The organism is Rhodococcus sp. NKCM2511, assembly GCF_014905595.1.
Lineage (GTDB): Bacteria > Actinomycetota > Actinomycetes > Mycobacteriales > Mycobacteriaceae > Rhodococcoides > Rhodococcoides fascians.
In genome coordinates this window covers 489822-514418 of sequence record NZ_BNHJ02000001.1, presented here as the reverse complement: position 1 = coordinate 514418, position 24597 = coordinate 489822, and the positions used below count along the sequence as shown (strand labels likewise).

At 65.0% G+C, this 24597-nt stretch carries 26 protein-coding genes; 17 read left to right on the top strand and 9 right to left on the bottom strand.

The window, feature by feature from the left end:
• Positions 1–39 precede the first annotated feature (39 nt).
• Positions 40–1791, top strand: coding sequence for a ribonuclease J (locus tag JLZ96_RS02200; RefSeq protein ID WP_032366466.1), 1752 nt, complete (start codon positions 40–42; stop codon positions 1789–1791).
• Between the two features lie 3 nt (positions 1792–1794).
• Here JLZ96_RS02200 and JLZ96_RS02195 read toward each other — a convergent pair whose 3' ends face one another.
• Positions 1795–2574 (bottom strand): sulfite exporter TauE/SafE family protein, encoded by a 780-nt coding sequence (locus JLZ96_RS02195; protein WP_201009424.1) that lies wholly within the window; start codon positions 2572–2574, stop codon positions 1795–1797.
• A 79-nt stretch (positions 2575–2653) separates the two neighbouring features.
• Between JLZ96_RS02195 and JLZ96_RS02190 the strand changes: the two genes are divergently transcribed.
• Both JLZ96_RS02190 and JLZ96_RS02185 read left to right on the top strand, forming a co-directional pair.
• Positions 2654–3277 (top strand): TIGR03085 family metal-binding protein, encoded by a 624-nt coding sequence (locus tag JLZ96_RS02190; protein WP_201009423.1) that lies wholly within the window; start codon positions 2654–2656, stop codon positions 3275–3277.
• Positions 3278–3345: 68 nt separating this feature from the next.
• The gene (locus JLZ96_RS02185) at positions 3346–6036 is read left to right on the top strand and encodes a DNA translocase FtsK (RefSeq protein ID WP_201009422.1); all 2691 of its coding nucleotides are present in this window, start codon (positions 3346–3348) and stop codon (positions 6034–6036) included.
• Positions 6037–6122: 86 nt separating this feature from the next.
• On the opposite strand, the gene JLZ96_RS02180 is transcribed toward JLZ96_RS02185, so the two are convergent.
• Together JLZ96_RS02180 and JLZ96_RS02175 are read right to left on the bottom strand one after the other, a co-directional pair.
• Positions 6123–6407 carry a YciI family protein gene (locus JLZ96_RS02180; RefSeq protein WP_027496823.1) on the bottom strand — a complete coding sequence of 95 codons (285 nt, stop codon included), beginning with the start codon at positions 6405–6407 and terminating at the stop codon, positions 6123–6125.
• 41 nt (positions 6408–6448) lie between these two features.
• Positions 6449–7036 (bottom strand): amino-acid N-acetyltransferase, encoded by a 588-nt coding sequence (locus tag JLZ96_RS02175; protein WP_201009421.1) that lies wholly within the window; start codon positions 7034–7036, stop codon positions 6449–6451.
• A 110-nt stretch (positions 7037–7146) separates the two neighbouring features.
• On the opposite strand from JLZ96_RS02175, the gene pgsA reads away from it, so the two are divergent.
• The 5 genes from pgsA (at position 7147) to JLZ96_RS02150 (ending at position 10535) form a co-directional block, all read left to right on the top strand.
• Complete coding sequence (gene pgsA / locus JLZ96_RS02170; RefSeq protein WP_371831584.1) at positions 7147–7833, top strand: CDP-diacylglycerol--glycerol-3-phosphate 3-phosphatidyltransferase; 687 nt, start codon at positions 7147–7149, stop codon at positions 7831–7833.
• Between the two features lie 219 nt (positions 7834–8052).
• Positions 8053–8394, top strand: a complete 342-nt coding sequence (locus JLZ96_RS02165) for a helix-turn-helix domain-containing protein (RefSeq protein WP_032407083.1) — start codon at positions 8053–8055, stop codon at positions 8392–8394.
• Between the two features lie 144 nt (positions 8395–8538).
• Complete coding sequence (locus JLZ96_RS02160) at positions 8539–9348, top strand: PspA/IM30 family protein (protein WP_027496827.1); 810 nt, start codon at positions 8539–8541, stop codon at positions 9346–9348.
• Positions 9349–9393: 45 nt separating this feature from the next.
• Positions 9394–10263: a hypothetical protein gene (locus tag JLZ96_RS02155; RefSeq protein WP_236253812.1), complete on the top strand. Its 870-nt coding sequence runs from the start codon at positions 9394–9396 to the stop codon at positions 10261–10263.
• Positions 10264–10361: 98 nt separating this feature from the next.
• Positions 10362–10535, top strand: coding sequence for a hypothetical protein (locus JLZ96_RS02150; protein ID WP_027496829.1), 174 nt, complete (start codon positions 10362–10364; stop codon positions 10533–10535).
• Positions 10536–10547: 12 nt separating this feature from the next.
• Here the strand turns inward: JLZ96_RS02150 and JLZ96_RS02145 are convergent, their stop codons facing one another.
• Positions 10548–11444 (bottom strand): diacylglycerol kinase, encoded by an 897-nt coding sequence (locus tag JLZ96_RS02145; RefSeq protein ID WP_027496830.1) that lies wholly within the window; start codon positions 11442–11444, stop codon positions 10548–10550.
• 268 nt (positions 11445–11712) lie between these two features.
• Here JLZ96_RS02145 and JLZ96_RS02140 point away from each other — a divergent pair, with 268 nt between their 5' ends.
• The 5 genes from JLZ96_RS02140 (at position 11713) to JLZ96_RS02120 (ending at position 15529) form a co-directional block, all read left to right on the top strand.
• Entirely contained in the window at positions 11713–12294 is a 582-nt protein-coding gene (locus JLZ96_RS02140; protein ID WP_032372827.1) for a TetR/AcrR family transcriptional regulator, read from the top strand.
• Between the two features lie 65 nt (positions 12295–12359).
• The gene (locus JLZ96_RS02135) at positions 12360–13532 is read left to right on the top strand and encodes a glycosyltransferase (protein ID WP_201009420.1); all 1173 of its coding nucleotides are present in this window, start codon (positions 12360–12362) and stop codon (positions 13530–13532) included.
• Between the two features lie 10 nt (positions 13533–13542).
• Positions 13543–13734: a DUF3046 domain-containing protein gene (locus tag JLZ96_RS02130; RefSeq protein ID WP_027496833.1), complete on the top strand. Its 192-nt coding sequence runs from the start codon at positions 13543–13545 to the stop codon at positions 13732–13734.
• A 193-nt stretch (positions 13735–13927) separates the two neighbouring features.
• Positions 13928–14965, top strand: a complete 1038-nt coding sequence (gene recA / locus JLZ96_RS02125) for a recombinase RecA (protein WP_027496834.1) — start codon at positions 13928–13930, stop codon at positions 14963–14965.
• 12 nt (positions 14966–14977) lie between these two features.
• A complete protein-coding gene (locus tag JLZ96_RS02120) occupies positions 14978–15529 on the top strand; it encodes a regulatory protein RecX (RefSeq protein WP_027496835.1) in 552 nt (183 codons plus the stop codon).
• Positions 15530–15625: 96 nt separating this feature from the next.
• On the opposite strand, the gene JLZ96_RS02115 is transcribed toward JLZ96_RS02120, so the two are convergent.
• The 4 genes from JLZ96_RS02115 to JLZ96_RS02100 all read right to left on the bottom strand — a co-directional run bounded on the left by JLZ96_RS02115 (position 15626) and on the right by JLZ96_RS02100 (position 18883).
• Positions 15626–16498 (bottom strand): amino acid ABC transporter permease, encoded by an 873-nt coding sequence (locus JLZ96_RS02115; RefSeq protein WP_027496836.1) that lies wholly within the window; start codon positions 16496–16498, stop codon positions 15626–15628.
• A complete protein-coding gene (locus JLZ96_RS02110) occupies positions 16498–17175 on the bottom strand; it encodes an amino acid ABC transporter permease (RefSeq protein ID WP_027496837.1) in 678 nt (225 codons plus the stop codon). The genes JLZ96_RS02115 and JLZ96_RS02110 overlap by 1 nt, the downstream gene beginning before the upstream one ends.
• A gap of 96 nt (positions 17176–17271) precedes the next feature.
• Complete coding sequence (locus JLZ96_RS02105; protein ID WP_027496838.1) at positions 17272–18102, bottom strand: glutamate ABC transporter substrate-binding protein; 831 nt, start codon at positions 18100–18102, stop codon at positions 17272–17274.
• A 52-nt stretch (positions 18103–18154) separates the two neighbouring features.
• The gene (locus JLZ96_RS02100) at positions 18155–18883 is read right to left on the bottom strand and encodes an amino acid ABC transporter ATP-binding protein (RefSeq protein WP_174557262.1); all 729 of its coding nucleotides are present in this window, start codon (positions 18881–18883) and stop codon (positions 18155–18157) included.
• 249 nt (positions 18884–19132) lie between these two features.
• Between JLZ96_RS02100 and miaB the strand changes: the two genes are divergently transcribed.
• Entirely contained in the window at positions 19133–20683 is a 1551-nt protein-coding gene (gene miaB / locus JLZ96_RS02095; protein WP_201010633.1) for a tRNA (N6-isopentenyl adenosine(37)-C2)-methylthiotransferase MiaB, read from the top strand.
• The gene (locus JLZ96_RS02090; protein WP_027496841.1) at positions 20680–21267 is read left to right on the top strand and encodes a hypothetical protein; all 588 of its coding nucleotides are present in this window, start codon (positions 20680–20682) and stop codon (positions 21265–21267) included. The genes miaB and JLZ96_RS02090 overlap by 4 nt, the downstream gene beginning before the upstream one ends.
• Positions 21268–21293: 26 nt before the next feature.
• Here JLZ96_RS02090 and JLZ96_RS02085 read toward each other — a convergent pair whose 3' ends face one another.
• Entirely contained in the window at positions 21294–22769 is a 1476-nt protein-coding gene (locus JLZ96_RS02085) for a DUF349 domain-containing protein (RefSeq protein WP_236253810.1), read from the bottom strand.
• A gap of 152 nt (positions 22770–22921) precedes the next feature.
• Between JLZ96_RS02085 and JLZ96_RS02080 the strand changes: the two genes are divergently transcribed.
• Positions 22922–23644 carry a class III extradiol dioxygenase subunit B-like domain-containing protein gene (locus tag JLZ96_RS02080; RefSeq protein ID WP_201009419.1) on the top strand — a complete coding sequence of 241 codons (723 nt, stop codon included), beginning with the start codon at positions 22922–22924 and terminating at the stop codon, positions 23642–23644.
• A complete protein-coding gene (gene miaA, locus JLZ96_RS02075) occupies positions 23637–24578 on the top strand; it encodes a tRNA (adenosine(37)-N6)-dimethylallyltransferase MiaA (RefSeq protein ID WP_201009418.1) in 942 nt (313 codons plus the stop codon). Before JLZ96_RS02080 ends, miaA begins: the two co-directional genes overlap by 8 nt.
• The last annotated feature ends 19 nt before the right edge of the window (positions 24579–24597 follow it).

Here is a 24597-nt window from a genome sequence, read left to right as displayed (position 1 = left end):
AAGCAGGGCCAACCTTCGGGTGCCCGCCAGGGCAAGCCGATGGTGCAGAATTCCGCTCGGACGCAGCGTCCCGACAAGCGTCGTGAGTTCGACCCGACCGAGCGTCTCGGCACACCGCCGAAGGCTCCGTTCAAGGGCCTACGAGTGGTGGCGCTCGGCGGAATCGGCGAAATCGGTCGCAACATGACCGTCTTCGAGCATCAGGGCAAGATGCTGATCATCGACTGTGGCGTCCTGTTCCCCGAGGACCAGCAGCCGGGCGTCGACCTGATCCTGCCCGACTTCAGGCACATCGAGAACCGCATGGCCGATGTCGAGGCGGTGGTACTGACGCACGGTCACGAGGACCACATCGGCGCAGTCCCGTTCTTGCTTCGACTGCGTCCCGACCTGCCCGTCGTCGGATCGAAGTTCACCCTCGCGCTGGTCGCGGCCAAGTGTCGTGAGCACCGGCTGCGGCCGAATCTCGTCGAGGTGATCGAGGGTCAACACACACAGCACGGGCCGTTCGACTGCGAGTACTTCGCCGTCAACCACTCCATTCCCGACGCCCTCGCGATCGCCATCAGAACCGACGCGGGACTGGTGCTGCACACCGGAGACATCAAGCTCGATCAGCTGCCGCTCGACGGTCGTCTGACCGACCTGGCCGGTTTCTCACGGCTCGGTGACGAGGGCGTGGACCTCTTCCTGGTCGACTCCACCAATGCCGAAGTGCCCGGATTCGTCACGCCGGAACGGGAGATCGGCGGAGTGCTCGACACCGTCATCGGCAAGGCGAAGCAGCGGGTCATCGTCGCGTCGTTCGCCAGTCACGTGCACCGCATCCAGCAGGTCATCGACGTGGCCGAGCGGTACAACCGTCGAGTGGCATTCGTCGGTCGTTCCATGGTGCGCAATATGCAGATCGCCCAGGATCTCGGCTACCTGCGGGTGCCCGACGGCCTCGAGGTCAATGTCGATACCGCCGCAACACTTCCCGACGACCGGTTGGTGCTCATCTCCACCGGTTCGCAGGGCGAGCCGTTGTCGGCGCTGTCCAGGATGGCTCGCGGCGAGCACCGTCAGATCAACGTCAAGGCCAACGATCTCGTGGTACTGGCGTCGTCGCTGATCCCGGGCAACGAGAACTCCGTGTTCGCAGTGGTCAACGGCCTCGCCAAGCGTGGCGCGACCGTCGTGACGCAGCAGAACGCGAAGGTGCACGTCTCGGGTCACGCATCGGCAGGCGAATTGCTGTACCTCTACAACGCAGTGCGACCGACCAACGCCATGCCGGTACATGGCGAGTGGCGTCACCTGCGGGCCAATGCCGCTCTGGCAAAGGCGACCGGTGTATCAGAGGACCGGATCGTGCTCGCCGAGGACGGCGTCGTTGTCGACATGGTCGACGGGCTCGCCGAGATCGTCGGGCAGGTCCCGGTCGGTCACGTCTACGTCGACGGCCTATCGGTCGGCGATGTCGGAGATTCGACGCTGTCGGATCGTCTGGTGCTCGGCGAGGGCGGCTTCATCGCGATCAGCGTTGCCGTCGATTCGGCCACCGGCCGTGCAGTGACCGCACCCGAGGTGTCCGGTCGCGGATTCTCCGACGACCCGGCGGCCCTGAAAGAGGCCGGCCAGCTCGTGGAGGCCGAGCTGCAGCGGCTGGCCTCGGACGGAGTGTCCGATACCCACCGGATCGCTCAGGCCGTCCGCCGCGTCGTGGGCCGGTGGGTAGCGGACAAGTATCGGCGTAAGCCGATGATCGTTCCGACGATCATCGCGGTCAAGCCGCAACCGCAGTCCTAGAGTTCAGACGAGCAGTCGCCACAGGCCGATGAGGCCGAGGACGACGATGGCACCGCGCAGGGCCGCCGGCGACAGCCGGCGGCCGTAGCGTGCTCCCACCGCTCCGCCGATGAGGGAGCCGATCGCGATCAGACCGGCGGCCTGCCAGCTGATGTCGTCGAATCGAAAAATCGTGAAAGCAACTGCTGCAACGACATTCACCACCAGCGAGAGCAAGTTCTTGGCAGCGTTCATGCGCTGCATGGATTCGGGGAGCAGTGCGCCCATCACTCCGATGAGCAGGATTCCTTGTGCTGCAGTGAAATAGCCCCCGTAGATGCCGACCAGCAGAGTGCCGACGGTGACCAGCGCCATGCGGCCGCGGCCGATGTGGCCGGCCGCCTTGCCGGCCGCCTCGGACCGACGTTTGGCCCAGGCCTGGATTTTCGGTTGTGCGACAACGAGAATCAACGCACCGATGAGCAACACCGGAACGACAGAGGCGAATACTTTTTCGGGCAGATGCAACAGCAGCCACGCGCCACCGAGTGCGCCGAAGAAAGAGGCGGGAAGCTGCCAACGCAGTCGGTGCCATTGTCCGCGAAGTTCCCGGCGATACCCCCAGGTACCCGATACGCTTCCCGCCACCAGTCCGATGGCGTTGGACATCGTGGCGACCACCGGGGGATAGCCGAACGCGACCAGGGTGGGGAACGTGATCAACGTGCCCGAACCGACGACCGCGTTGATTGCACCGGCCCCGAGGCCGGCGAGCAGGATGACGAGAATTTCCGATACCGGCACTGTTGGGAGGTTACCCAGACGAAGGAGTCGGTCTCCCGGCAGGATGCCGCTCCTTCGGTGTAGCCGTAGCCTGGAGTACGTGAGCCTTGCCCAGGATGAACGTTCCCAACTTGTTCGGACCCTTCTCGACGTCGGTCCCGATGCGCCGACACTATGTGGTGAGTGGACTGCTGCCGATCTGGCCGCGCACCTCGTCGTTCGCGAACGGCGGCTCGATGCGTCGCCGGGTATCTTTCTCGGTCCGTTGTCCGGATACACGGAGCGGGTTCAGCGTTCCGTCGCGAATCGACCGTTCGCGTCGGTGGTCGAGGACGTTCGCACCGGGCCGCCGATGTGGTCGCCGTTCGCCCTGCTGGATCCGCTGATCAACCTCGGTGAGATGTTCGTGCATCACGAGGATCTGCGCCGCGCGGAAGGGACGTGGACCCGACGGGTTCTGCCCAGCGCGGTCGAGTCCCGACTGTGGCCCCAGGTGCGGTTGATCGGACGAGCAGGGCACCGCTCGGCACCGGTTCCGGTGCACGTCCGTACCCCGGACGGCCGACAGGCCACCTTCAAGGGTGGCTCGGGCCCGGGTGTGACGGTGGTGGGGGAGCCCTCCGAACTGCTTCTCTATGCATTCGGTCGGGACCAGGTGGAAGTCGTGTACGAAGGCTCGGCGGACGATGTCGCCGCCGTGAAGGCGCTCGACCTGAGTTTCTGACGCACATCCGTCGTTGTTACTGGTGTTGCGGATGGTTTCGACGGGGCAGTTGCGACTAGCCTGGGGGCATGGCAGGAAAGACCAGCACCTCCACCGCCAGGGCCGGATCCAGCGGATCCGGCTCCTCGCGCGCGTCCGGTACCTCTCGTAAGTCCGGTACCGGCCGCACGGCTCGAACCGTCACGACACCGAAGAAGCCCACCGCACCGCGCAACCCGGCGACCACGCGGGCAAGCGCATCGTCCCGCGGTAAGGCACCCGCGAGAGGTGCGGCGTCGCGGCGGCCCCCCACGAAGAAGAAGTCCCGCGGTGCGCTCGACGCGATCGGTCGCGGAATCGCGTCCACATGGTCGATGGCGGCACGAGGTGTCGGTGCCACCACACGCACCGTCAGCAAGGCCGCGGACATCGAGCACGGTCACCGACGTGACGGAATCGCCCTCGGGCTCATCGCCGTCAGCGTCGTCGTCGCCGCAAGCGTGTGGTTCAGTGCCGGCGGCCCGGTCGGTGAGTGGATCGAGGTAGGGATCCGTGCCGTCATCGGCGACGCCGGCTACGTCGCACCCGTGCTGGGGGTGGCGATCGCCGTCGTGCTGATGCGTTCGGAGCCTCGCCCCGAGGTCAGACCACGCATGGTTCTGGGCTCGATACTGCTGGGCTTGCCCGTTCTCGGGCTCTGGCACATGGCGGCGGGGTCACCGACCGACGCCACCGGTCGGTCCGAAGGAGCGGGCTCCGTCGGCTACGTTGCGGGCGGACCCATTGCCGACGGCCTGACGGTATGGCTCGCCGTACCGTTGCTGCTGCTCGCCGGCCTGTTCGGCGTGCTGCTGCTCACCGGCACCACGGTACGAGACGTACCGGACCGGATGCGGGCACTGTTCGGTACCGACAGTCGAGGCGACGAATACGACGAGTACGACCCGGCCGATTTCGGTTCGGAATTCGGCGACGAGGGCTACGGAGACTACGACTCGAACTTCGACGCCGACGGATACCCGGTGCACGGCACCACTGACCCGTACGACAACTACCCGACCGAGGAGTACATCCCGGTCGTCAAGCCATCACGCGCTCGCAAGACCCCTGCACCGGCACCGGAGGCCCCCACCGAGGTCATGACGCCTGCCGCGGCCGCGCCGGTCCCGGTGCCCGAGCCTGCCGCGCCCCCGCGGCCGAAGCCCAAGCCGATCGCCAAGGCCGCCGAACCCAAGCCGGCTGCCGACGACGACAAGATCGTCGTCGATCGCGTCGTCGACGGCGACTACACGCTGCCGTCGTTGTCGCTGCTCATCGACGGCGATCCGCCCAAGACGCGCAGCCAGGCGAACGACGCGATGATCGAGGCCATCTCCGAGGTACTCGAGCAGTTCAAGATCGACGCTGCGGTCACCGGATTCACCCGCGGACCGACGGTCACCCGCTACGAGGTGGAGCTCGGACCGGGCGTCAAGGTCGAGAAGATCACAGCGCTGGCTCGCAACATCGCCTACGCGGTCGCGACCGACAACGTGCGATTGCTCGCCCCGATCCCCGGCAAGTCCGCCGTCGGTATCGAGGTGCCGAACTCGGATCGCGAGATGGTCCGCCTGGCCGATGTGCTGACCGCCCCGTCGACACGCAAGGATCACCACCCTCTGGTGATCGGCCTCGGCAAGGACATCGAAGGCGATTTCGTCAGTGCCAACCTGGCGAAGATGCCGCACCTGCTGGTGGCGGGATCCACCGGTTCGGGTAAATCGAGCTTCGTGAACTCGATGCTCGTGTCGCTGCTGGCACGGGCGACACCCGACGAGGTCCGGATGATTCTGATCGACCCGAAGATGGTCGAGTTGACGCCGTACGAGGGCATCCCGCACCTCATCACGCCGATCATCACGCAGCCGAAGAAGGCTGCCGCGGCCCTGGCCTGGCTCGTCGAGGAGATGGAGCAGCGCTACCAGGACATGCAGATCAACAAGGTCCGGCACATCGACGACTTCAACAAGAAGGTGCGGTCCGGCGAGATCACCGCACCGTTGGGCAGCGAACGCGTCTACCGGCCGTACCCCTACATCCTGGCGATCGTCGACGAGCTTGCCGACCTGATGATGACCGCTCCTCGCGACGTCGAGGAAGCGATCGTGCGCATCACCCAGAAGGCGCGCGCCGCAGGTATCCACCTGGTGCTCGCCACGCAGCGTCCGTCCGTCGACGTCGTCACCGGTCTGATCAAGACGAACGTGCCCTCACGTCTGGCGTTCGCCACGTCGTCGTTGACCGACTCGCGAGTCATCCTCGATCAGCCCGGAGCCGAAAAACTGATCGGCATGGGCGACGCGCTGTTCCTGCCGATGGGTGCGGGCAAGCCGACGCGTCTGCAGGGGGCGTTCATCACGGACGAGGAAATCTCGGCCGTCGTCGACTTCGCCAAGAATCAGGCCGAGCCCGAGTACAACGACACCGTCACCGCCGCGAAGGTCTCGGACAAGAAGGACGTCGACCCCGACATCGGTGACGACCTCGACGTGCTGCTGCAAGCCGTCGAACTCGTCGTCACCAGCCAGTTCGGTTCCACGTCGATGCTGCAACGCAAGCTACGGGTCGGATTCGCCAAGGCAGGACGACTGATGGACCTCATGGAGAACCGCGGCGTCGTGGGTCCGAGCGAGGGCTCGAAAGCCCGCGAAGTACTCGTCAAGCCCGACGAACTCGACGGATTGCTGTGGTCCATCAAGGGCGGAGACCCGGACGAGCAGCCGGCGTCCGAGGAGTTCTGACGGGCCCTACACCTGCGTGAATGGACCATTGCAGCCGTCTGGGCGGTGCAATGGTCCATTCACGCAGAACGGGTGGGCGAGCAGACTCAGGCCGTGAACGCGCCCATCACCGGTGTCCATTCGTGGAAGTCTGCCGACTCGATGAGGTTCTCGACCGCGAAGGGATCCTGGGCGAACAGTGATTCCACGGATGCGGCGTCCGGGCCGTCCACGAGCAGCAGAGCGCCGCTGTCGTCGGCGAACGGGCCACTGGAGACGAGCGTCTTCTTCTCCAACAAGTCGGCCAGCCACGCCCGGTGTGCGGCGCGATGGGTGTCGCGGCCCTCGGTGGTCGTGGGGGAGTACGTGTAAGTGACGGCGATCAGGGGCATGGAGCTCACTTCCGGATTCGAGGGGTGTCCGGAGAATTCTGTCAGAGCGGAAGCAGCATGCGCGTGTTGCCCAATGTGTTCGGCTTGACGTAGCTCAGGTCGAGAAACTCTGCGACGCCGGTGTCGTAGGACCGGCACATCTCCGCGTACACCTCGGCGGTGACGGGCGTTCCCTCGATTTCGGAGAAGCCGTGCCGGGCGAAGAAATCCACTTCGAAGGTCAGCACGAACACCTTCTGCAGCGCCAGCTCGCGTGCCACCTCGATGAGTTTGGCGACAATCAGGTGGCCGGCTCCGTGCCCCTTGGCTGCGGGGTCGACTGCCACCGTGCGTACCTCACCCAGGTCTGCCCAGAGCACGTGCAGAGCTCCGCATCCGATGACTTCGCCTGCGCGCTCGGCAATCCAGAACTCCTGCACTGCCTCGTACAGCGTCACCAGGTTCTTCTCGAGCAGGATTCGGCCCGCGTAGATATCGATCAGTCGCTTGATCTCGGGAATGTCGGAGGTTCGGGCTCGACGCACGACCAGGGTGGCGTCGCCGATGGACGTGCCGTCCACGGTGTCGGAATACTCGTCGGATTCGGGATCGGCAGTGTCGCGACTCGCCCGATTCGGCCCAGAAGTCATGTGGTGAACAGTAGTCACCGATGCAACCGATAAACTTTCCGTGTGTCGTTCAGCGAGCAGTGTCCCCGTCTCGACGGGTCGGTGCTGCCCGAACGCCGACACACCATCGAATGTCCGGTCCGCGGCCGAGAAGCGGCTTCGTGACCGGCCCGACAGCGCCGGGCCACGGTGTTCCATCCGGCGGTGCCTCGCGCAGTGCGGGGCTGCCGCACGGCAACGCTGCTCCGGGCGGATCGGACGCCGTCCCGCTGCTCAACATCGCCAACGTGCTGACCGTGCTGCGCATCGCTCTGGTTCCGGTCTTTCTTGCGGCACTGTTCGTCGGAGACGGTCACGACACCTCGTGGCGGTTGGCGGCGACGGCGATCTTCGCCGCAGCGGCCATCACCGACCGGATCGACGGCCAACTCGCCCGCAAGTACGGACTCGTCACCGATTTCGGGAAGATGGCCGACCCCATCGCCGACAAGGCGCTGATCGGCGCTGCCCTTGTCGGGCTGTCGATGTTGGGCGATCTGTCCTGGTGGGTGACGGCGATCATCGGGGTACGCGAAATAGGCATCACCGCGGTCCGTTTCGCCGTCATTCGTCACGGAGTCATTCCGGCCGGTCGTGGCGGCAAGGTCAAGACACTGGTCCAGACATTCGCGATCGGCGTGTATCTGTGTCCGCTGCCCAGCGCAGTCGATCCAGTGGCGGTGGCGCTGATGGCTCTGGCGGTTCTGCTGACCGTGTACACCGGCCTGGACTACGTGGTTCAGGCGATTCGGTTGCGCCGGGGTGTGTCCTCGGTGTGAGTGCATTCGACGGGCGTCCACGAGGCGATGCGGGAAGTTGCAGTTCCGACAGCCGTGTCGGAGCCCCTTCGGCGCGTGTCGGAGGCGACGGGCATATAGGGTCGGGAACCAATCGGGCCGGCTGGGACGTTGACCCTACGACGGCTCCGAACGAACGATACGAACGTGGTCGTCTCGACGGCACAGTCGTCGGCAACAGCACCAACGAGGAGGAGCGAGATGGCGCTGCTATTGCGTGAAGCACTCGGCGACAGTTTGCGGCGTACTCGCGTCGCACAGAGCCGCACCCTGCGTGAAGTCTCCAACACCGCGCGCGTGAGCCTCGGCTACCTCTCCGAGGTGGAACGTGGCCGGAAGGAAGCGTCGAGCGAACTTCTCGCTGCGATCTGCGATGCCCTGGCCGTGCCTCTTTCCGATGTGATGAGCGACGTGAGCGTCACGCTGTCGGATGCATCCACTGCCGCTGTGCGTTCCGACGAATCGGCTGTGGCCACCCGCATCGACGGTGATACGCGGGTCGTGATCCCGGCACCTGCTGCCAGAGCTCTTGCCGCCGCCTAAGATCGAACGAGTAGCCGATGTCGGCTGCCGGCCCCACCGAGTCACCCGTACTTCACTGCACTGACAGGTTCATTTCGGTCACTGCGAGAGCAGCCGACCCGCACGCGGCCACCGCGGCGCAACAGATGGAGGCAGGACCACCCCATGGCTAATCCTTTCGTCAAGGCCTGGAAATACATGATGGCCCTCTTCAATTCCAAGATCGACGAGAAGGCCGACCCCAAGGTTCAGATTCAGCAGGCGATCGAAGACGCGCAGCGGCAGCACCAGGCGCTGTCTCAGCAGGCGGCGTCCGTCATCGGCAATCAGCGTCAGCTCGAAATGAAGCTCAGCAGGCAGCTGGACGAGGTCGAGAAGCTCAACGCCAACGCGCGTCAGGCCGTGACGCTGGCCGATCAGGCCGCTACTGCGGGTGACGTCGAGAAGGCCACGCAGTACACCAACGCGGCCGAGGCGTTCGCGGCTCAGCTCGTGACTGCCGAGCAGAGCGTCGAGGACCTCAAGGTTCTGCACGACCAGTCTCTGCAGGCTGCCACACAGGCCAAGAAAGCCGTCGAGCAGAACGCGATGGCCCTGCAGTCGAAGGTCGCCGAGCGCACCAAACTGCTCAGCCAGCTCGAGCAGGCGAAGATGCAGGAGAAGGTCAGCGAATCGCTGCGCTCGATGGACAGCACGTTGTCGGCACCGGGAAACACCCCGAGTCTCGATGCGGTGCGCGACAAGATCGAGCGTCGCTACGCAGACGCGCTCGGTTCCGCCGAGCTCGCTCAGAACTCCGTGTCCGGACGGATGCTCGAGGTTCAGCAGGCATCTGTGCAGATGGCCGGTCACAGCCGGCTCGAGCAGATCCGTGCCTCCATGGCCGGTGACTCCCTGCCCACGGGTAATTCCGCCGCCAAGCCGTCGATCGCCAAGGCCCCGGACGCAACGCCCGAGCCGCCGGCACAGGCGTGATCGACCGAACGCGAAGTTCGTTCGAGTAGACAGTAGTTCGGACACATGAGCAACAAGAATCACGAACCCGGCCGGTCGCGTAAGCGGCCGGCCGTTTCGTTGGACAGGGAGACTGTGACAGCCGCCGTTGCCGAATCCGGAGCGGTGGTCCGGTCTCTGGCCGAGACAGCGCGGGCCGCAGGAACCTCACTGCTCGATGCCGCCGGCCGTCGTAAGGACCCACGTGCCAAGCACCTGAAGAAGATTCGACGGGCTCGCCGGCGAAGTATCAGGTTCGGGGCCGCGTCGACGACCACTGCGGTGAGTACTGCGGGGATCGCAGCCTTGTCGGCTCCGGAATGGACTCTGTTCGTCGGTGGTGGTTCTGCCGCGCTCTTGGCCGTTCCTGCTGTGTACGCCTTCGGTCGTTTGCGGCGACTGCGAGGTCAACCGGTTCCGGTGGGACTGCCCGGCAGGCGTTCGTTACCGCAGCGTGGATCTGCCGCCTTCGAGCCGATGTCACGATTGGCGGGCGCAGAGCAGAGTCTGTTCGAGCTGCTCGGAATTCTGGCGCGATCGGGCACCATCGCCCCCGAGGACGTCGAAGAGATGATCGGCGTTGCCTCGGATGCGGTGAGGGGCTTGGAAGGTGTTGCCGTCGATATTGCAGCCCTCGAACGTGCGGGAGCGGCAAGCTCGTCGACACGCACGCATCTGCGGCCCGGAATCGAGGCTGCGGCAAGCGATCTCGCTGCCGGAGTGGATCAGTACGAGGATCTCGTCGCCGCTGCAGCACGGATGACCGGACCGGCCGGGTCCACGTCGAAGAACGTGGTGGAATCTCATCGCCGAGAATTGTTGTCTGCCACCGATCGACTGCAAGGGTGGGCCGACGCGCTCACCGAACTCGACGAAATCCGGTCACGACACCGGTGAGAAGATCAGGGTTCACCCCGATGTGTTCGCCGTGATCGGCTGCCAGTATCGACATAACGCGATACGACCCGGTGCGCGTCACACGGTAGGAGCCGTTCATGTTCTGGAAAATTCTCGGATTCATCGTTCTCGTCTGGATCGCACTTGCCTTGCTGGGCAGCATCATCAAGGGCTTGTTCTGGTTGGTCGTGGCCGGGGCCATCGTCTTCGGGCTGGTGTGGCTGTACAAGGCCATCTCCTCCGGTCACGACCGTTCGTCGCTGAAATACTGACTGCCGACCGCGTTACGTGCGCAGTGGGGAATCCGCTCCGACGAACACTCGCAACGCACGCGGCACGCATTCGATCGTGACGGGTAATTCTGCGATGCGTTCGCCGTCTGCGTACGCCACCATGTCGTCGCAGTGCACTGTCACGTTCCGGGCGCTGTAGACCTCGACCTCCGGAAGGTCGACGTGGGCACCCCGATACAACGTCGGCGACAGCGCAAGCAATCGCGTTCGACTCACATCCCGGACGACAGTGATGGCGAACAGCCCGTCGTCCACTCGTGCGGTCGGGCAGATGGCCATGCCGCCGCCGTAGCTGCTGCCATTTCCGACGGCGACGAGAACGGCATCCAGGTGCAGCTCGGCGTCATCCAATTCTATTGTGTACGAGAGTGTTCGGAGAGCAGCCAACTGCAATATCATGGCCGCGTTGTACCGCAGCGGGCCGGCAAGCCACTGCAGGCGGCCGGCGCGCTCGGTGACCAGTGAATCGAAGCCGCTCGACAGGACCGTACCGAACCAGCGCGTCCCGACCCTACCGAGATCTATCGACGTCACGACTCCGTCGACCACGAGATCCGCTGCGCGGGTGGGATCGTCGAGGGGGACCCCGAGCGTCCGGGCCAAATCGTTGCCTGTGCCCGCAGGAATCAGTCCGAGCGGAGTGTCGGTTCCCGCGATCACCTGTAACGCGAGATTGACGACCCCGTCGCCGCCCACGGCAACGACGGCATCCGTCCCGCACCCGACGGCTCGCTTCAACAACTCCAGCGCATCACCCGCCGTTCGGCCCTCGACGGTCGAGACGTCGAGTTCACGCTCGCGCAGACGCGTCACGGCGCGCCGTGCTGCGTGGACTGCTCGACCACCGCCGGCCGTGGGATTGGTCAGAACGGTCACCGATCGCGTCATGCAAGCTCGAATTCGTCGGTCACTCGATCAGCTTGCCAGGGTCGAGGTTTCCTGCGCAGGTCGGCGGCGTGATCTGCACCCGACAATGGCACCGAAGAATACGGACGGACGGGCCGACGGTCACTGTGCAACATGGTGTCGCTGTTACTGTGAGGTATAGTAACGACGCGAAATGTTTCCGAGTGAAGTACTTTACTTCCGACCGTTGTGCGAAGGGTGATCTGTGATCGAGCAGCAGGTGTCGACTCCCGCCTCGGTCGAGCCCTCCCTGGAGGCAGCACCCGAGAAGTCGGTGGAGGACACCGTTCTCGACGCCGCACGCTCGTGCATCCTCGAACGAGGAGTCAAGCGCACGACCCTCGCCGAGATCGCACGACGCGCCAAAGTCAGCAGGCCCACGGTGTATCGGCGGTGGGCCGATACCCGAGCAGTGGTGTCGAGCCTGCTCACCCGTGAGATCGCTGCCCTGATTCCCGACTTCGACGCCACCGCGTCCGGACGCGAGCAGATCGTCGTTGCTGTGGTTCAGGCGGGAGATCGAATAAGGCAGCATCCGCTGTTCGTCAAGATTCTGCGGTCGGACTCGGACGTGCTCGCGACCTACATTCTGCATCGCCTCGGTACCAGCCAATCGTTGATCATCGATGCGGTGGCGCGTCTTGTCGAAGCGGGACAACGTGATTCGTCGATCCGCGACGGGGATCCGAATACCCTGGCGACGCTCGTCCTGCTCATGGTCCAGTCCGCCGTCCAGTCCGCCGAGATGGTGTCCGAACGGGTTCCGGGTGGCGAGGTGGTACGCCAGATGGCGGACGCCGTCGACGCCTACCTTCGTCCCGACAAAGCCTGACCGTCGGTGCCGCTGCCCGGCACGATCGGTGATCGTCCAGCGCGGCGATGTGGCACGCTGAGCGCGTGCGAATAGCAGTGGTGGCCGGCCCGGACCCAGGACATGCGTTTCCCGCTATCGCCTTGTCGCTGTTGTTCGAGCGGGCGGGTGACGATCCGGTCCTGTTCACCGGAAGCCGGTGGGTCGGCGACGCCAGAGCGGCCGGTATTCGCACGCTCCCACTGGGTGGCCTGCTACCGCGACCGGAGGACGACGATCTCGATGCCGGGCAGCGCATTCATTCGCGGGCAGCTTTTGTCGCGACAGAACTGTTGCCGGACCTCGAGCGCGAGAACGTCGATCTGGTGGTCTCCGATATTCTCACTGCCGGAGGCGGAATGGCTGCCGAGCGATTGGGAATTCCCTGGGTCGAGCTTTCGCCCCACCCGCTCTATTCGCCATCGAAGGGGTTGCCGCCCATCGGAAGTGGGCTCGCGCCCGGACGCGGTGTTCGGGGTCGTCTTCGCGATACGGTGATGCGCGCGTTGACGGCGCGCTCTATCGCCCGCGGGCAGCAACAGCGCGCCGACGCCCGAGTGAGCATCGGACTACCCGCACGCGATCCCGGGCCGGCTGCTCGGCTCATCGCCACCATTCCCGCACTCGAGGTGCCGCGGCCCGACTGGCCGAGGGATGCCCATGTGGTGGGCCCACTGCTGTGGGAGCCCACCGACGAATTGCTCGACGTCCCCGCCGGCGATACGCCGCTGGTGATGGTGGCCCCGTCGACGGCGTTCACCGGGGCCGAGGGAATGTTGGAGATGGCTCTGAAGGGATTGGACGGCACAGGCGTCCGGGTAGTGGCCTCGGTGCTCGACGGGGGGCCCGACAACGTGCCGGAATGGGCGAATGCCGGACTCGGTCGCCAGGACGAATTGCTGCGCCGCGCCGATGTCGTGGTGTGCGGAGGTGGTCACGGCATGTTGGCCAAGGCGCTCATCCACGGAGTTCCAGTGGTCACCGTGCCGGGCGGCGGCGATCAATGGGAGCTGGCGAACCGGGCCGCTCGGCAGGGGAGTGCCGTACTGGTGCGTCCCGCCACCGCGGGTGCAATTGCCGACGCCGTGTCCGCCGTGCTGTCCGACCCTCGTCATGCGGCGGCAGCGACCTCGGCGGCTGCAGGCGCGCATCACGTCGAGGATCCTGTCTCGGTCTGCCGCGAGGTGCTCGCCGGTAGTGACGCCGAGGGCGGGCGTTAGGCTGATCGATGTGCGTCTGACCGAATTTCGTGAACTGCTCACCGAGGAGTTCGGCTCCGTTCGAGGCAATTCCCTGCTCGCCGATCATGTGCTGTCCGGTATCGGACGGACGGGCGCGCAGGCCATCGAAGACGGTGTCGACCCGCGGGAAGTATGGCGGTCGATCTGTTACGAGTTCGATGTGCCCAAGGAACGTTGGTAGCTCCACCGCATCGGCTCGAGTCGCTCGGCGTGTCGAAAGCTGTGGTAGTTGACTCGAACACGTGTTCGCCTATGCTGATGTCAACGGTTGCTGGCCGGTCTCGAAGAACTTCTTGTCGGTACCCCGTTCTAGCGTTACCGCCAACAAGCTGATCGACAGACACAGCTGAACGAAACGACACAGGGAGCTCACGATGGCTGCATACGACCGCGACAAAGCGCTCGATCTCGCACTTGCGCAGATCGACAAGAATTTCGGTAAGGGCTCGGTGATGCGCCTCGGCGACGAGGTCCGTCAGCCCATCGCCGTCATCCCCACGGGATCGATCGCGCTCGACGTGGCACTCGGCATCGGAGGTCTGCCCCGCGGCCGAGTCATCGAGGTCTACGGTCCTGAGTCCTCGGGTAAGACCACCGTCGCCTTGCACGCGGTGGCCAGCGCTCAGCGTGCCGGCGGAATCGCCGCGTTCATCGATGCCGAGCACGCGCTCGATCCCGACTACGCGAAGAAGCTCGGTGTCGACACCGACGCACTGTTGGTCTCGCAGCCCGACACCGGTGAGCAGGCCCTGGAAATCGCCGACATGTTGATTCGCTCCGGTGCCCTCGACATCCTCGTCGTCGACTCGGTGGCCGCACTGGTACCGCGCGCCGAGATCGAAGGCGAGATGGGTGACAGTCACGTGGGTCTGCAGGCCCGTCTGATGAGCCAGGCGCTGCGCAAGATCACCGGTGCCATGAGCAACTCCGGTACCACCGTGATCTTCATCAACCAGTTGCGCGAAAAGATCGGCGTCATGTTCGGTTCCCCCGAAACCACCACCGGTGGTAAGGCATTGAAGTTCTATGCCTCGGTACGTCTGGACATCCGTCGGATCGAGACGCTGAAGGACGGAACCGAGGCCATCGGCAACCGCACCCGTGTCAAGGTCGTCAAGAACAAGGTCGCGCCGCCTTTCAAGCAGGCCGAATTCGACATCATCTATGGCAAGGGCATCAGCCGTGAAGGCTCGTTGATCGACATGGGTGTCGAGCACGGGTTCATCCGCAAGTCGGGCTCGTGGTTCACCTACGAAGGCGATCAGCTCGGACAGGGCAAGGAGAACGCCCGTAAGTTCATGCTCGAGAATCCCGATGTGCGTGACGAAATCGAGAAGAAGATCATGGAGAAGCTGCAGATCGGTGCGGACGTCACCGCAGAGGAGCCCGCAGCTGCTCCGGTCGACTTCTAACCTGGGTTCGCTGTGCAGCAGCGAGACAACGGCGGCGGCACCGAAGCGCAGGCGAAAGACGTCTGCCTTCGGCTGCTGACCGACCGGGCCCGCAGCAGACACGAACTCGAAGCCAGCTTGGCCAAGAAGGGTTTCACCGACGAGGTCTCCACGGCAGTGCTCGACCGACTCGAGAAGGCGAAACTCGTCGACGACGAGTCGTTTGCGGAGCAGTGGGTTCAATCTCGGCACAAGTACTCCGGCAAGGGCAAACGCGCTCTGAGCATGGAGCTGCGGAACAAAGGCGTCAGCAACGAATTGGCCGTGAACGCCCTGGATCTGATCGATGCCGAAGACGAGCGTCAGCGTGCTGCGGAGTTGGTGCGCAAACGATTCCGAACGCTGCATCTGCCGGATCCGAACGGGCCCGACGCACGAGCCGAACGCGACAAAGTGGTGCGCAAGTTGGTCGGGATGCTGGCCCGCCGCGGCTACTCGCAGGGAATGGCATTCGCCGTGGTCAAGGAACAACTCGATCGCGTGGGAGCCGACACCGAAGACTTCGACGGCCCAGATTCGATGTGATCGTCCACATCGAGTCCAGGTAGTCGAGAAACAGTATGGCCCGCAACACCATCGGTGTTGCGGGCCATACTGCTGTGCAGCCGAACGGTGCGGAGCTCAGGCCGCTTGACCGCCGTCGAGCGCAGGCACGACAGCGGCGGTGCCGCCCTTACGCTTTCGCGATCGCAGACGCCGCTCGACCACGGTCGCCAGTTTCGTCAACGCCGAGTTGATGATGATCATGATGACGGCGACGATGATCAGCGACGGGAGGTAGTTGCTGTAGAACGCGCCGACCTGCTGACCGGAACGGACGACTTCGACGTACCCGATGATGTATCCCAGCGCCGAGTCCTTCAGTGCCACCACCATCTGCGAGATGATGGCGGGCAGCATCGCGGTCACGGCCTGGGGGAGCAGTACCAGGGTCATGACCTGGCTCTTGCGCATGCCCAGCGCCGAGGCGGCTTCGCGCTGACCCTTCGGCAGTGAATTGACTCCGGCACGTACGATCTCGGCGATCACCGATCCGTTGTACAGAGTGAGGCCGGTGACCACCGCGGCCAACGCCAGGTACTTGACCTTGAAGACCTCGTAATCGGCGTACACCGCGTACAGGAAGATCATCAGGATCAGCACGGGAACTGCACGGAACAATTCGACGATCGCACCGCTGACGATCCGTACAGCGCGGTGATCCGAGAGGCGGCCGATGCCGAGGACGGCACCGAGAATCAGGGCGAACACGATCGACAATGCCGCCGCGACCAGAGTTCCCTGAATACCGGGCAACAGGTACGTGGTCCACGTTGTCGATTCGAGGAACGGGTCCCACTTCTCGGCAGTGAGCTGCCCCTTCGAGTCGAGGGCGCGGTAGATCAGAAATGCGATTCCGAGCGAGATCACCGCTACGACGACAGTCAGAATGCGGTATCGCAGTACCGCTTTGGGTCCGGGAACGTCGTACAGAACTGCTACTGCATCACTCATCATGACACCGCCAATCGCTTGCTGATGTAGCCGAACAGCAACCCGGTCGGGAGCGTCAAGATCATGAAGCCGAGCGCGAAGATTCCGCCGACGACGAAGATCGCGGCCTCGTTCTCGATCATGTTCTTCATCAGGAACGACGCCTCGGCGACGCCGATGACCGATGCGATGGTCGTGTTCTTCGTCAACGCGATCACGACGCTTCCCAGCGGGCCGACCACCGCGCGGAACGCCTGAGGAAGAACGACGATCGAGATGTTCTGGGTGAACGTCATTCCCAGCGAGCGGCCCGCTTCGGCCTGCCCCACCGGGACGGTGTTGATGCCCGATCGCAGTGACTCGGCCACGAACGACGCGGTGTAGATGCTCAGCCCGAGGATTGCCAATCGAAAGTTGTTGTCGTCGAGTGACGTCGGTGAGGACTCCGACGCCAAAGAAACGCCCATTGTCTGATACAGCCCGAACGAGGTGAACAGAATGATCAGGGTCAAGGGGGTGTTACGAAAGATGGTGACGTACGTCGCCGCAATTCCGCGCGCAATCGGAATGGGTGATACGCGCATCGCGGCGATGATCGTTCCGATGACCAACGCACCGACGAGGGATGCCAACGTCAGGTAGATGGTCGAGAGGAACGCGTCGATCAGTTGATCGCCGTACTTGCTCAATAGGTTCACGGTGCTTGTTGATCCTCACGGCTCGGCGAGATCGAGCCGTCGTGTCCCGCCCGCGACGAGCGGGACACGACGGCGTGGTCGATCAGTAGCAGTCGATCAGTAGCGGTCGACGGTGGGCGGGCTCGGCAGCGGGTAGCCCGACGCGCCGACGGTGTCGTTGAACGCCTGCTCCCAGGCACCGCTGGTCACCATCTCTTCGATGGCGTCGTTGATCTTGTTGCGTCCGTCGGTGTCGTCCTTGTTCAGGCCGATGCCGTAGTTCTCCGTGGTGAAGGGCTCACCGACCACCTTGAACTGACCGGGGGACTGAGCGGCGTAACCGGCAAGGATGATGTCGTCGGTGGTGACGGCGTCCACGGTGCCGTTGCGCAGTGCTTCGACGCAGGCGGAGTAGGTGTCGAACGGCTGAAGCTGGACTCCCGGGTACTCGTCGGCGATGTTCTGTGCCGGAGTGGAACCGGTGACCGAGCACAGCTTCTTGCCCTCGAGTGAATCGGGACCGGTGATGTCGGTGTTGTCCTGCTTCACCAGGAGCGACTGACCTGCCACGAAGTACGGTCCGGCGAAGCCGACCTTCTCCTTGCGGGTGTCGGTGATGGAGTAGGTGGCGACGATGTAGTCGACCTCACCGTTCTGGATCAGCGTCTCGCGCTGCGCGGACGGGGATTCCTTGAATTCGATGTTCGCCTCGTCGACACCGAGCTTGCCTGCGACGTACTTGGCCACCTCGACGTCGAAGCCGCTGAACGAGCCGTCCGGATTGCGGAGGCCGAGGCCCGGCTGATCGAACTTGATGCCGACGATGAGGCTGCCGTTCTCGGCGCTGCTCGAGATGGTGCGCGCTTCTTCGCCGCCGCCGCAGGCGGTGGCGACGATGGACAGAGCGGCGATGGCGACACCGAGGCGAAGCGGTCGGGTGATTCTCACAGTGAATGTCCTTCGGATAGGTCGTACGTACGGGGACGAGCGGTGAATCTGATCAGTGACCGAGGATCTTGCCGAGGAAGTCCTTGGCGCGTTCGGACTTCGGGGACTTGAAGAAGGTTTCGGGATCGGTGTCCTCGACGACGGCACCGTCGGCCATGAAGATGACTCGGTCGCCTGCCTTGCGGGCGAAGCCCATCTCGTGGGTGACGACGAGCATTGTCATGCCCTCCTTGGCCAGCGAGGTCATGACGTCGAGTACCTCGTTGACCATCTCCGGATCCAGGGCCGAGGTGGGCTCGTCGAAGAGCATCACTTTGGGGTTCATGGCGAGTGAGCGGGCGATGGCCACGCGCTGTTGCTGACCACCCGACAGCTGAGCCGGGTACTTGTCTGCCTGGTTGGCGATGCCGACGCGTTCGAGCAGAGCCAGTGCGCTCTTCTCGGCCTCGTCCTTCTTGAGCTTTCTCACCTTCATCGGTGCCAGCATGACGTTCTGCAGAATGGTCTTGTGTGCGAAGAGGTTGAACGACTGGAACACCATGCCGACATCCGCACGCAGTGCAGCGAGGGCCTTGCCCTCGGCGGGGAGTAGATCCCCGTCGACCTCGATGGCACCGGAATCGATCGGCTCCAACCGGTTGATCGTCCGGCACAGCGTCGACTTGCCGGATCCGGACGGACCCACGACGATGACGACCTGGCCGGCCGGCACTTCGAGATTGATGTCCTTGAGTACGTGCAGATCACCGAAGTGCTTGTCGACGGATTTGAGCGAGATCATCGAAGGGGCGCCCGGCGGTGGTGTCGCTGCCGGGGCGTCGGTGGCGTGCGTCATAGGTGGAAACCCTATGCGTAGTTTCCTCGCCGACCGGCGTTTTCGCCCGCAGTCTTCGATTATGTAATGGAAACTTTACTGTCGGCACGCATAGCGCCTGCACAGTCCGCGGAGGGCCCCGTGACCCCGGCGTGTCCGCCCGTGCGATGGACGTACCCTGAAGAGGTGCAAACGAGTGTTTTTTCGACCGTGGACGTGACCGATCGCGGGAGCGTCGACCCCGAGACGGCCAGTGCCCCATCGGCGGCAGGTGCCCGCAGCTACGAGGTGCGCACACACGGCTGCCAGATGAACGTTCATGATTCCGAACGCCTGTCCGGGCTGCTCGAAGAGGCCGGTTACGTGCCCGCCGACGCCGGTACCGACGCAGATCTCGTCGTGTTCAACACGTGCGCTGTACGTGAGAACGCGGACAACAAGCTGTACGGAAACCTCGGCATGCTCCGGCCCGCGAAGACGCGAAACCCCAACATGCAGATTGCCGTCGGCGGTTGCCTGGCGCAGAAGGACCGCAACACCGTCGTGGACAGGGCTCCGTGGGTGGACGTGGTCTTCGGTACGCACAACATCGGGTCGCTGCCGGTACTGCTCGAGCGCGCCCGGCACAACGAGCAGGCTCAGGTCGAGATACTCGAGTCTCTCGACGCCTTCCCGTCCACCCTGCCGGCCAAGCGGGAGTCCGCGTACGCCGGCTGGGTATCGATTTCGGTGGGCTGCAACAACACCTGCACGTTCTGCATCGTTCCGGCGCTGCGCGGCAAGGAGATCGACCGCAGGCCGGGCGACATCCTCGCCGAGGTACAGGCTTTGGTGGACCAGGGCGTGCTCGAGGTGACGCTGCTGGGGCAGAACGTCAACGCCTACGGTGCCTCGTTCGCCGACCCCGATCTGCCTCGCGACCGCGGGGCGTTCGCCGCGCTGCTGACCGCGTGCGGATCCATCGAAGGACTCGAGCGAGTGCGGTTCACGTCTCCGCATCCGGCCGAGTTCACCGACGACGTCATCGAGGCGATGGCATCGACCCCGAACATCTGTCCCACGCTGCACATGCCGCTGCAGTCCGGCTCGGACCGAATCCTCAAGGCGATGCGCAGGTCCTATCGACAGACGAAGTTCATGGGCATCATCGACAAGGTTCGCGCGGCCATGCCGCACGCGGCCATCACCACCGACATCATCGTCGGTTTCCCCGGCGAGACCGAAGAAGATTTCGAGCAGACGCTCGAGGTGGTGCGGCGTGCGAAGTTCGCCAACGCGTACACCTTTCAGTACTCCATGCGGCCGGGCACCCCGGCGGCCGATATGCCCGATCAGGTACCGAAAGAGGTTGTACAGGAGCGGTATCTGCGGTTGATCGCGTTGCAGGAGGAGATCGTCCTGGCTGCGAATCAGGCCCTGATCGGCACCGAGGTCGAATTGCTCGTCGCTACCGGTGAGGGGCGCAAGAACAACGCAACTCATCGGATGAGCGGACGCGCCAGGGACGGCCGACTGGTGCACTTCGCCGTCGACGCCGAGCGGGCGGGCGACATTCGCCCGGGCGACGTCGTCACGACGACCCTGACCGCCGCGGCCCCCTACCACCTGATCGCCGACGCCGGAGTGCTGACGCACCGACGGACCGCGGCAGGCGACGCCCACGAACGCGGCATCATGCCGAAGACGGCCCCGATCGGGGTCGGTCTCGGACTTCCCTCGATCGGTGCCCCGGCACCGCTTCCGGTTCAGACAGGATGCACCGTATGACAGACACAGATGGACCCGATCGCGTCGTACCCTCGCGAACCGCCGAGGAACTCGGACGAACCGAGCGAGCGGTGATGACCGAGCTGGATCCGGGAGCGCGAGCCATGGTAGTGGCCGGTCTTGTGCTGGTCCTGTTGGTCACGTTCGCGTTGCCGCACACCGGATCGGCCACCGGCTTCGACGTGCTGACGGGCAGCGACGCAGCAGCCGCGGAATCGATTGCCCTGCCGTCGCGCGTTTTCGTCGTGCTGGTGCTGACGTTCGGTGTGGTGATGTCGGTGCTGGCGCTGGTCACCCGCGTCTGGGCGCTGGCCTGGGCCGCCCTCGCCGGGTGTGCGGTGTCGTCTGTGTACGGGATGCTCTCGATCTGGACGCGGCAGACCGTGCCGGACAACCTGCAGGGCGGCGGACCGGGCATCGGTCTCGTCATTGCGTGGATCGCGGTGATGGTGCTGACGTTCCATTGGCTCAAAGCCGTATGGAACAAGACCAACTCTCAGCTCGCCGCTCAGGAACAGCGCCGTATCGCGGCAGCGTCGGGCGAGCAGAAGCTACGCCTGTGGGACGGCCACTCGAACCCCTGAGTTCGTGTGGCCGGCCGCACTACAGGTCACAACTCGTCGACGGCACTTTCCGCGGCATCGGCCCATTCACGCCACTGCTGGGCCTGCGCACGCGCCCGCTCGGCGTCCTGGGTCTTGCCTGCCGCCGTCGCCTTGGCCGCTTGATCCTCGAACTGGGCCACTCGCTCACGGAACTGGGCCGCGCGGGCAACCGCCTCGGGGTCGGACCGACGCCACTGAGACTCCACGGCGTCGTGGACGGACTTCTCGATCGCCCGGAGCTTGCCTTCGAGTTCCTGCATCTTCTCGCGCGGAACCTTGCCGATGGCGTCCCACTTGTCCTGCAGATCACGCAGCGCCGCACGAGCAGCGTCCAGGTCCTTGCTCGGATCGATATGTGTCTTCGCCAACAACGCTTCCTTGGCCTCGGCGTTGGCCTCGAATTCCGCGTCCCGCTCCGACGCCGCGGCGTTGCGTGCCGCGAAGAACACGTCCTGGGCGGCCTTGAAGTTCTTCCACAATGCGTCGTCGGCGTCCCGCGGAGCTCGGCCCGACGCTTTCCACTCCACCAACAGGTCTCGGAATGCGGCTGCAGTGGGACCCCAATCGGTGGACGAGGACAACGCTTTTGCGCGCTCGACCAGCTCTTCCTTGCGGGTCTTGGCTGCTCCTCGCTCGCGATCGAGATCGGCGAAATGCGCTCCACGACGCCGGTTGAAGTTCTCCCTGGCCTTCGAGTACCGCTTCCACAGCGCATCGTCGATCTTTCGATCCACCCCGCGGATCGTCTTCCATTCGTCCAGAATTTCGCGCAGCCGATCCCCGGCATGCTTCCACTGCGTCGATTCACTGCCGATCTGCTCGGCCTCGGCGGCGAGGGCTTCCTTGCGGGCAGTGTGCTCGGCGCGTTCGAGCTCTTTCTCCTGCTTGGCGACCGCCGCTGCTGCGTCGGAGTGCTCGACGACGGCGTGGAGTCGGCGAGCCAGCAGATCGAGGTCGCCGATCACCGCAGCCGTCGGCAGGCTCTCCAGCAGCGCCGAGGCCGCAGCCTTGGTTTTCTTGGCATCACCGGTACCCGACGTCAGCCGGGCTTCGAGCAGTCCGACCTCGGTGGCCAGATCGTCGTAGCGCCGCCCGAAATGCGCGAGGCCTTCCGCTGCGTCGCCCGCTTGCCAGGAGCCGACCTGACGCTCGCCGTCCGAGGTGCTCACCCACGCGGTGCCGTCGTCGTCGACCCGGCCGTACTTGCTCGGATCGCTCGCCGGCGCGACCACGGTGGGCACATGCGCGGCCGTCGGGTGTGGCTTGGCTGCCGAGGAGCCACCGGGGCGGGGTGCGCCGGGACGAGGAGAAGCAGAACTCGGTCCGCCGGGCTTCGGTCCGCCGCCGGGCTTGGGGCCGCCACCTGGCTTGGGTCCTCCGGTCGAAGGTGTAATGGTCGCGTCACCGCCGGAGTGATCGGCGGGTGCAACCGACGACGGGGCGTCGGGGGTGGTGGGGGTACCGGCGTTCGGGTCGGTCATTGTTCCTCATCTCTGCCGCGCGTCACGGCTGCCTACGATCGCGATCTGGACACCATTGAACTCGGTGACGACCGATCGGACCATTGAAACAGCTCAGACGGTTCGAGGTGGACTCGTCCGGCCAAGTCGCGTCACCGACTAGCGTGATACGTGTGTTCTGTGCCGCGGCCCTGGTGCCCTCTCCGCCGTTACTGGTCCCCGAACTGATGGGCCGGGCAGCAGCCGAGGCAACCGAGCTTCGAGCCGCTGCTGTGTCTGCTGTCGAGCAGCTGTCCGCGGTGGCCGACCGGTGGCTCGCGGTCGGCGTCGACGACGGCGAGGGGCGGTACGACGAGACGACGGTCGGCACCATGCGTGGGTACGGCGTCGATGTGGAGGTGCGGCTGTCCGGTTCGCCGGCACGGTCCGGGCCGGACCCCGAGTTGCCGCTGGCGGTTCTCCTCGCCGGCTGGCTGCGCGGGGCGGCGGCGGCCGACAGGGCAATCGAGGTCCGCACGGTACCCGCGGACGCGAGCGCACGGTGGTGCTCGCACACCGGGATGGAACTGCGCCGCGAACTCGACGCGTCCGACGACAGGTGGGGAGTGTTGGTGCTGGCAGACGGCGCGAACACCCTCACCCCGAAGGCACCGGGGTCGTTCGATTCGCGTGCCGCGGACGTGCAGCGTCACATCGACGATGCTCTCGCCACCGCCGACGTCGACGCCCTCGCAGAGCTCGACGAGGGCCTCTGCGCAGCGATCGGCGTGCGGGGCCGACCGGCCGTGCAGATGCTCGCCGCACTCGTGGGAACCGACGCCGTCTCGACGACCGAGCTGTATCGGGGCGCACCGTTCGGTGTCGGATACTTCGTCGGAGTCTGGTCCCGTGGCTGACGAAACCGGGGCGACCGCCGAGGATTCGGCCACGACACCGGTGGCGGTGATCGGACCGACCGCTGCGGGCAAATCGGACCTGGCGCTGGACCTGGCCGAGGAGCTGGGCGGGGAGATCGTCAACATCGACGCGATGCAGCAATACCGGGGGATGGACATCGGTACCGCGAAAGTGACCGTGCCGGAGCGCCGCGGCATCGTGCACCATCAGCTCGATGTGCTCGAGGTCACCGATATCGCGACGGTGGCGCGTTACCAATCGGCTGCCGTCGCCGACGTCGAGAACATTCGATCCCGTGGCCGTCGGCCGATCATCGTGGGCGGCTCGATGATGTACGTCCAATCACTGCTCGACGAATGGGCCTTTCCTGCCACGGACCCGGTCGTCCGGGCCAAGTGGGAGGCGGTGCTCGAACGCGACGGAGTCGACGCGATCCACCGCGCTCTGACGGAGGTCGATCCGGACGCTGCCGCGTCGATCCTGCCCACGGACGGACGGCGAATGGTGCGGGCCTTGGAAGTGGTCGAATTGACCGGTCGGCCTTTCGCGGCCTCGGCCCCCGTCATCGGTGAACCGCGCTGGGGCACGGTGGTACTCGGCGTCGACCGCGACACCGCAGAGTTGGACGAGAGGATCGATCTGCGTACTCGGCGCATGTTCGATTCCGGGTTGCTCGACGAGGTCGAAGGGTTGCTGGAGCTCGGCCTGCGCGACGGGGTGACGGCCTCACGGGCGATCGGATACTCCCAGGCGCTCGATGTGCTGGCCGGGGAGTACGACGTCGACCATGCGCGGGAGCGGACGTTCATCGGCACCAGGCGCTACGTGCGCCGCCAGCGGTCGTGGTTCCGCCGCGACGAACGAGTGCGGTGGCTCGACGGCGCATCGCACACCCTGCGGTCGGATGCGCTGTCCGCGATCGAACTCGGCTAGGTCGGTCCCCGTAGACTCG

Bases quoted from the DNA above. Each gene is read 5' to 3' on its own strand.
- JLZ96_RS02200 (WP_032366466.1), top strand. From the start codon at position 40: ATGGTGCAGAATTCCGCTCGGACGCAGCGTCCCGACAAGCGTCGTGAG.
- JLZ96_RS02185 (WP_201009422.1), top strand. From the start codon at position 3,346: ATGGCAGGAAAGACCAGCACCTCCACCGCCAGGGCCGGATCCAGCGGA.
- JLZ96_RS02180 (WP_027496823.1), bottom strand. From the start codon at position 6,407: ATGCCCCTGATCGCCGTCACTTACACGTACTCCCCCACGACCACCGAG.
- JLZ96_RS02175 (WP_201009421.1), bottom strand. From the start codon at position 7,036: ATGACTTCTGGGCCGAATCGGGCGAGTCGCGACACTGCCGATCCCGAA.
- pgsA (WP_371831584.1), top strand. From the start codon at position 7,147: ATGTCCGGTCCGCGGCCGAGAAGCGGCTTCGTGACCGGCCCGACAGCG.
- JLZ96_RS02165 (WP_032407083.1), top strand. From the start codon at position 8,053: ATGGCGCTGCTATTGCGTGAAGCACTCGGCGACAGTTTGCGGCGTACT.
- JLZ96_RS02160 (WP_027496827.1), top strand. From the start codon at position 8,539: ATGGCTAATCCTTTCGTCAAGGCCTGGAAATACATGATGGCCCTCTTC.
- JLZ96_RS02155 (WP_236253812.1), top strand. From the start codon at position 9,394: ATGAGCAACAAGAATCACGAACCCGGCCGGTCGCGTAAGCGGCCGGCC.
- JLZ96_RS02150 (WP_027496829.1), top strand. From the start codon at position 10,362: ATGTTCTGGAAAATTCTCGGATTCATCGTTCTCGTCTGGATCGCACTT.
- JLZ96_RS02145 (WP_027496830.1), bottom strand. From the start codon at position 11,444: ATGACGCGATCGGTGACCGTTCTGACCAATCCCACGGCCGGCGGTGGT.
- recA (WP_027496834.1), top strand. From the start codon at position 13,928: ATGGCTGCATACGACCGCGACAAAGCGCTCGATCTCGCACTTGCGCAG.
- JLZ96_RS02115 (WP_027496836.1), bottom strand. From the start codon at position 16,498: ATGAGTGATGCAGTAGCAGTTCTGTACGACGTTCCCGGACCCAAAGCG.
- JLZ96_RS02100 (WP_174557262.1), bottom strand. From the start codon at position 18,883: ATGATCTCGCTCAAATCCGTCGACAAGCACTTCGGTGATCTGCACGTA.
- JLZ96_RS02090 (WP_027496841.1), top strand. From the start codon at position 20,680: ATGACAGACACAGATGGACCCGATCGCGTCGTACCCTCGCGAACCGCC.
- JLZ96_RS02085 (WP_236253810.1), bottom strand. From the start codon at position 22,769: ATGACCGACCCGAACGCCGGTACCCCCACCACCCCCGACGCCCCGTCG.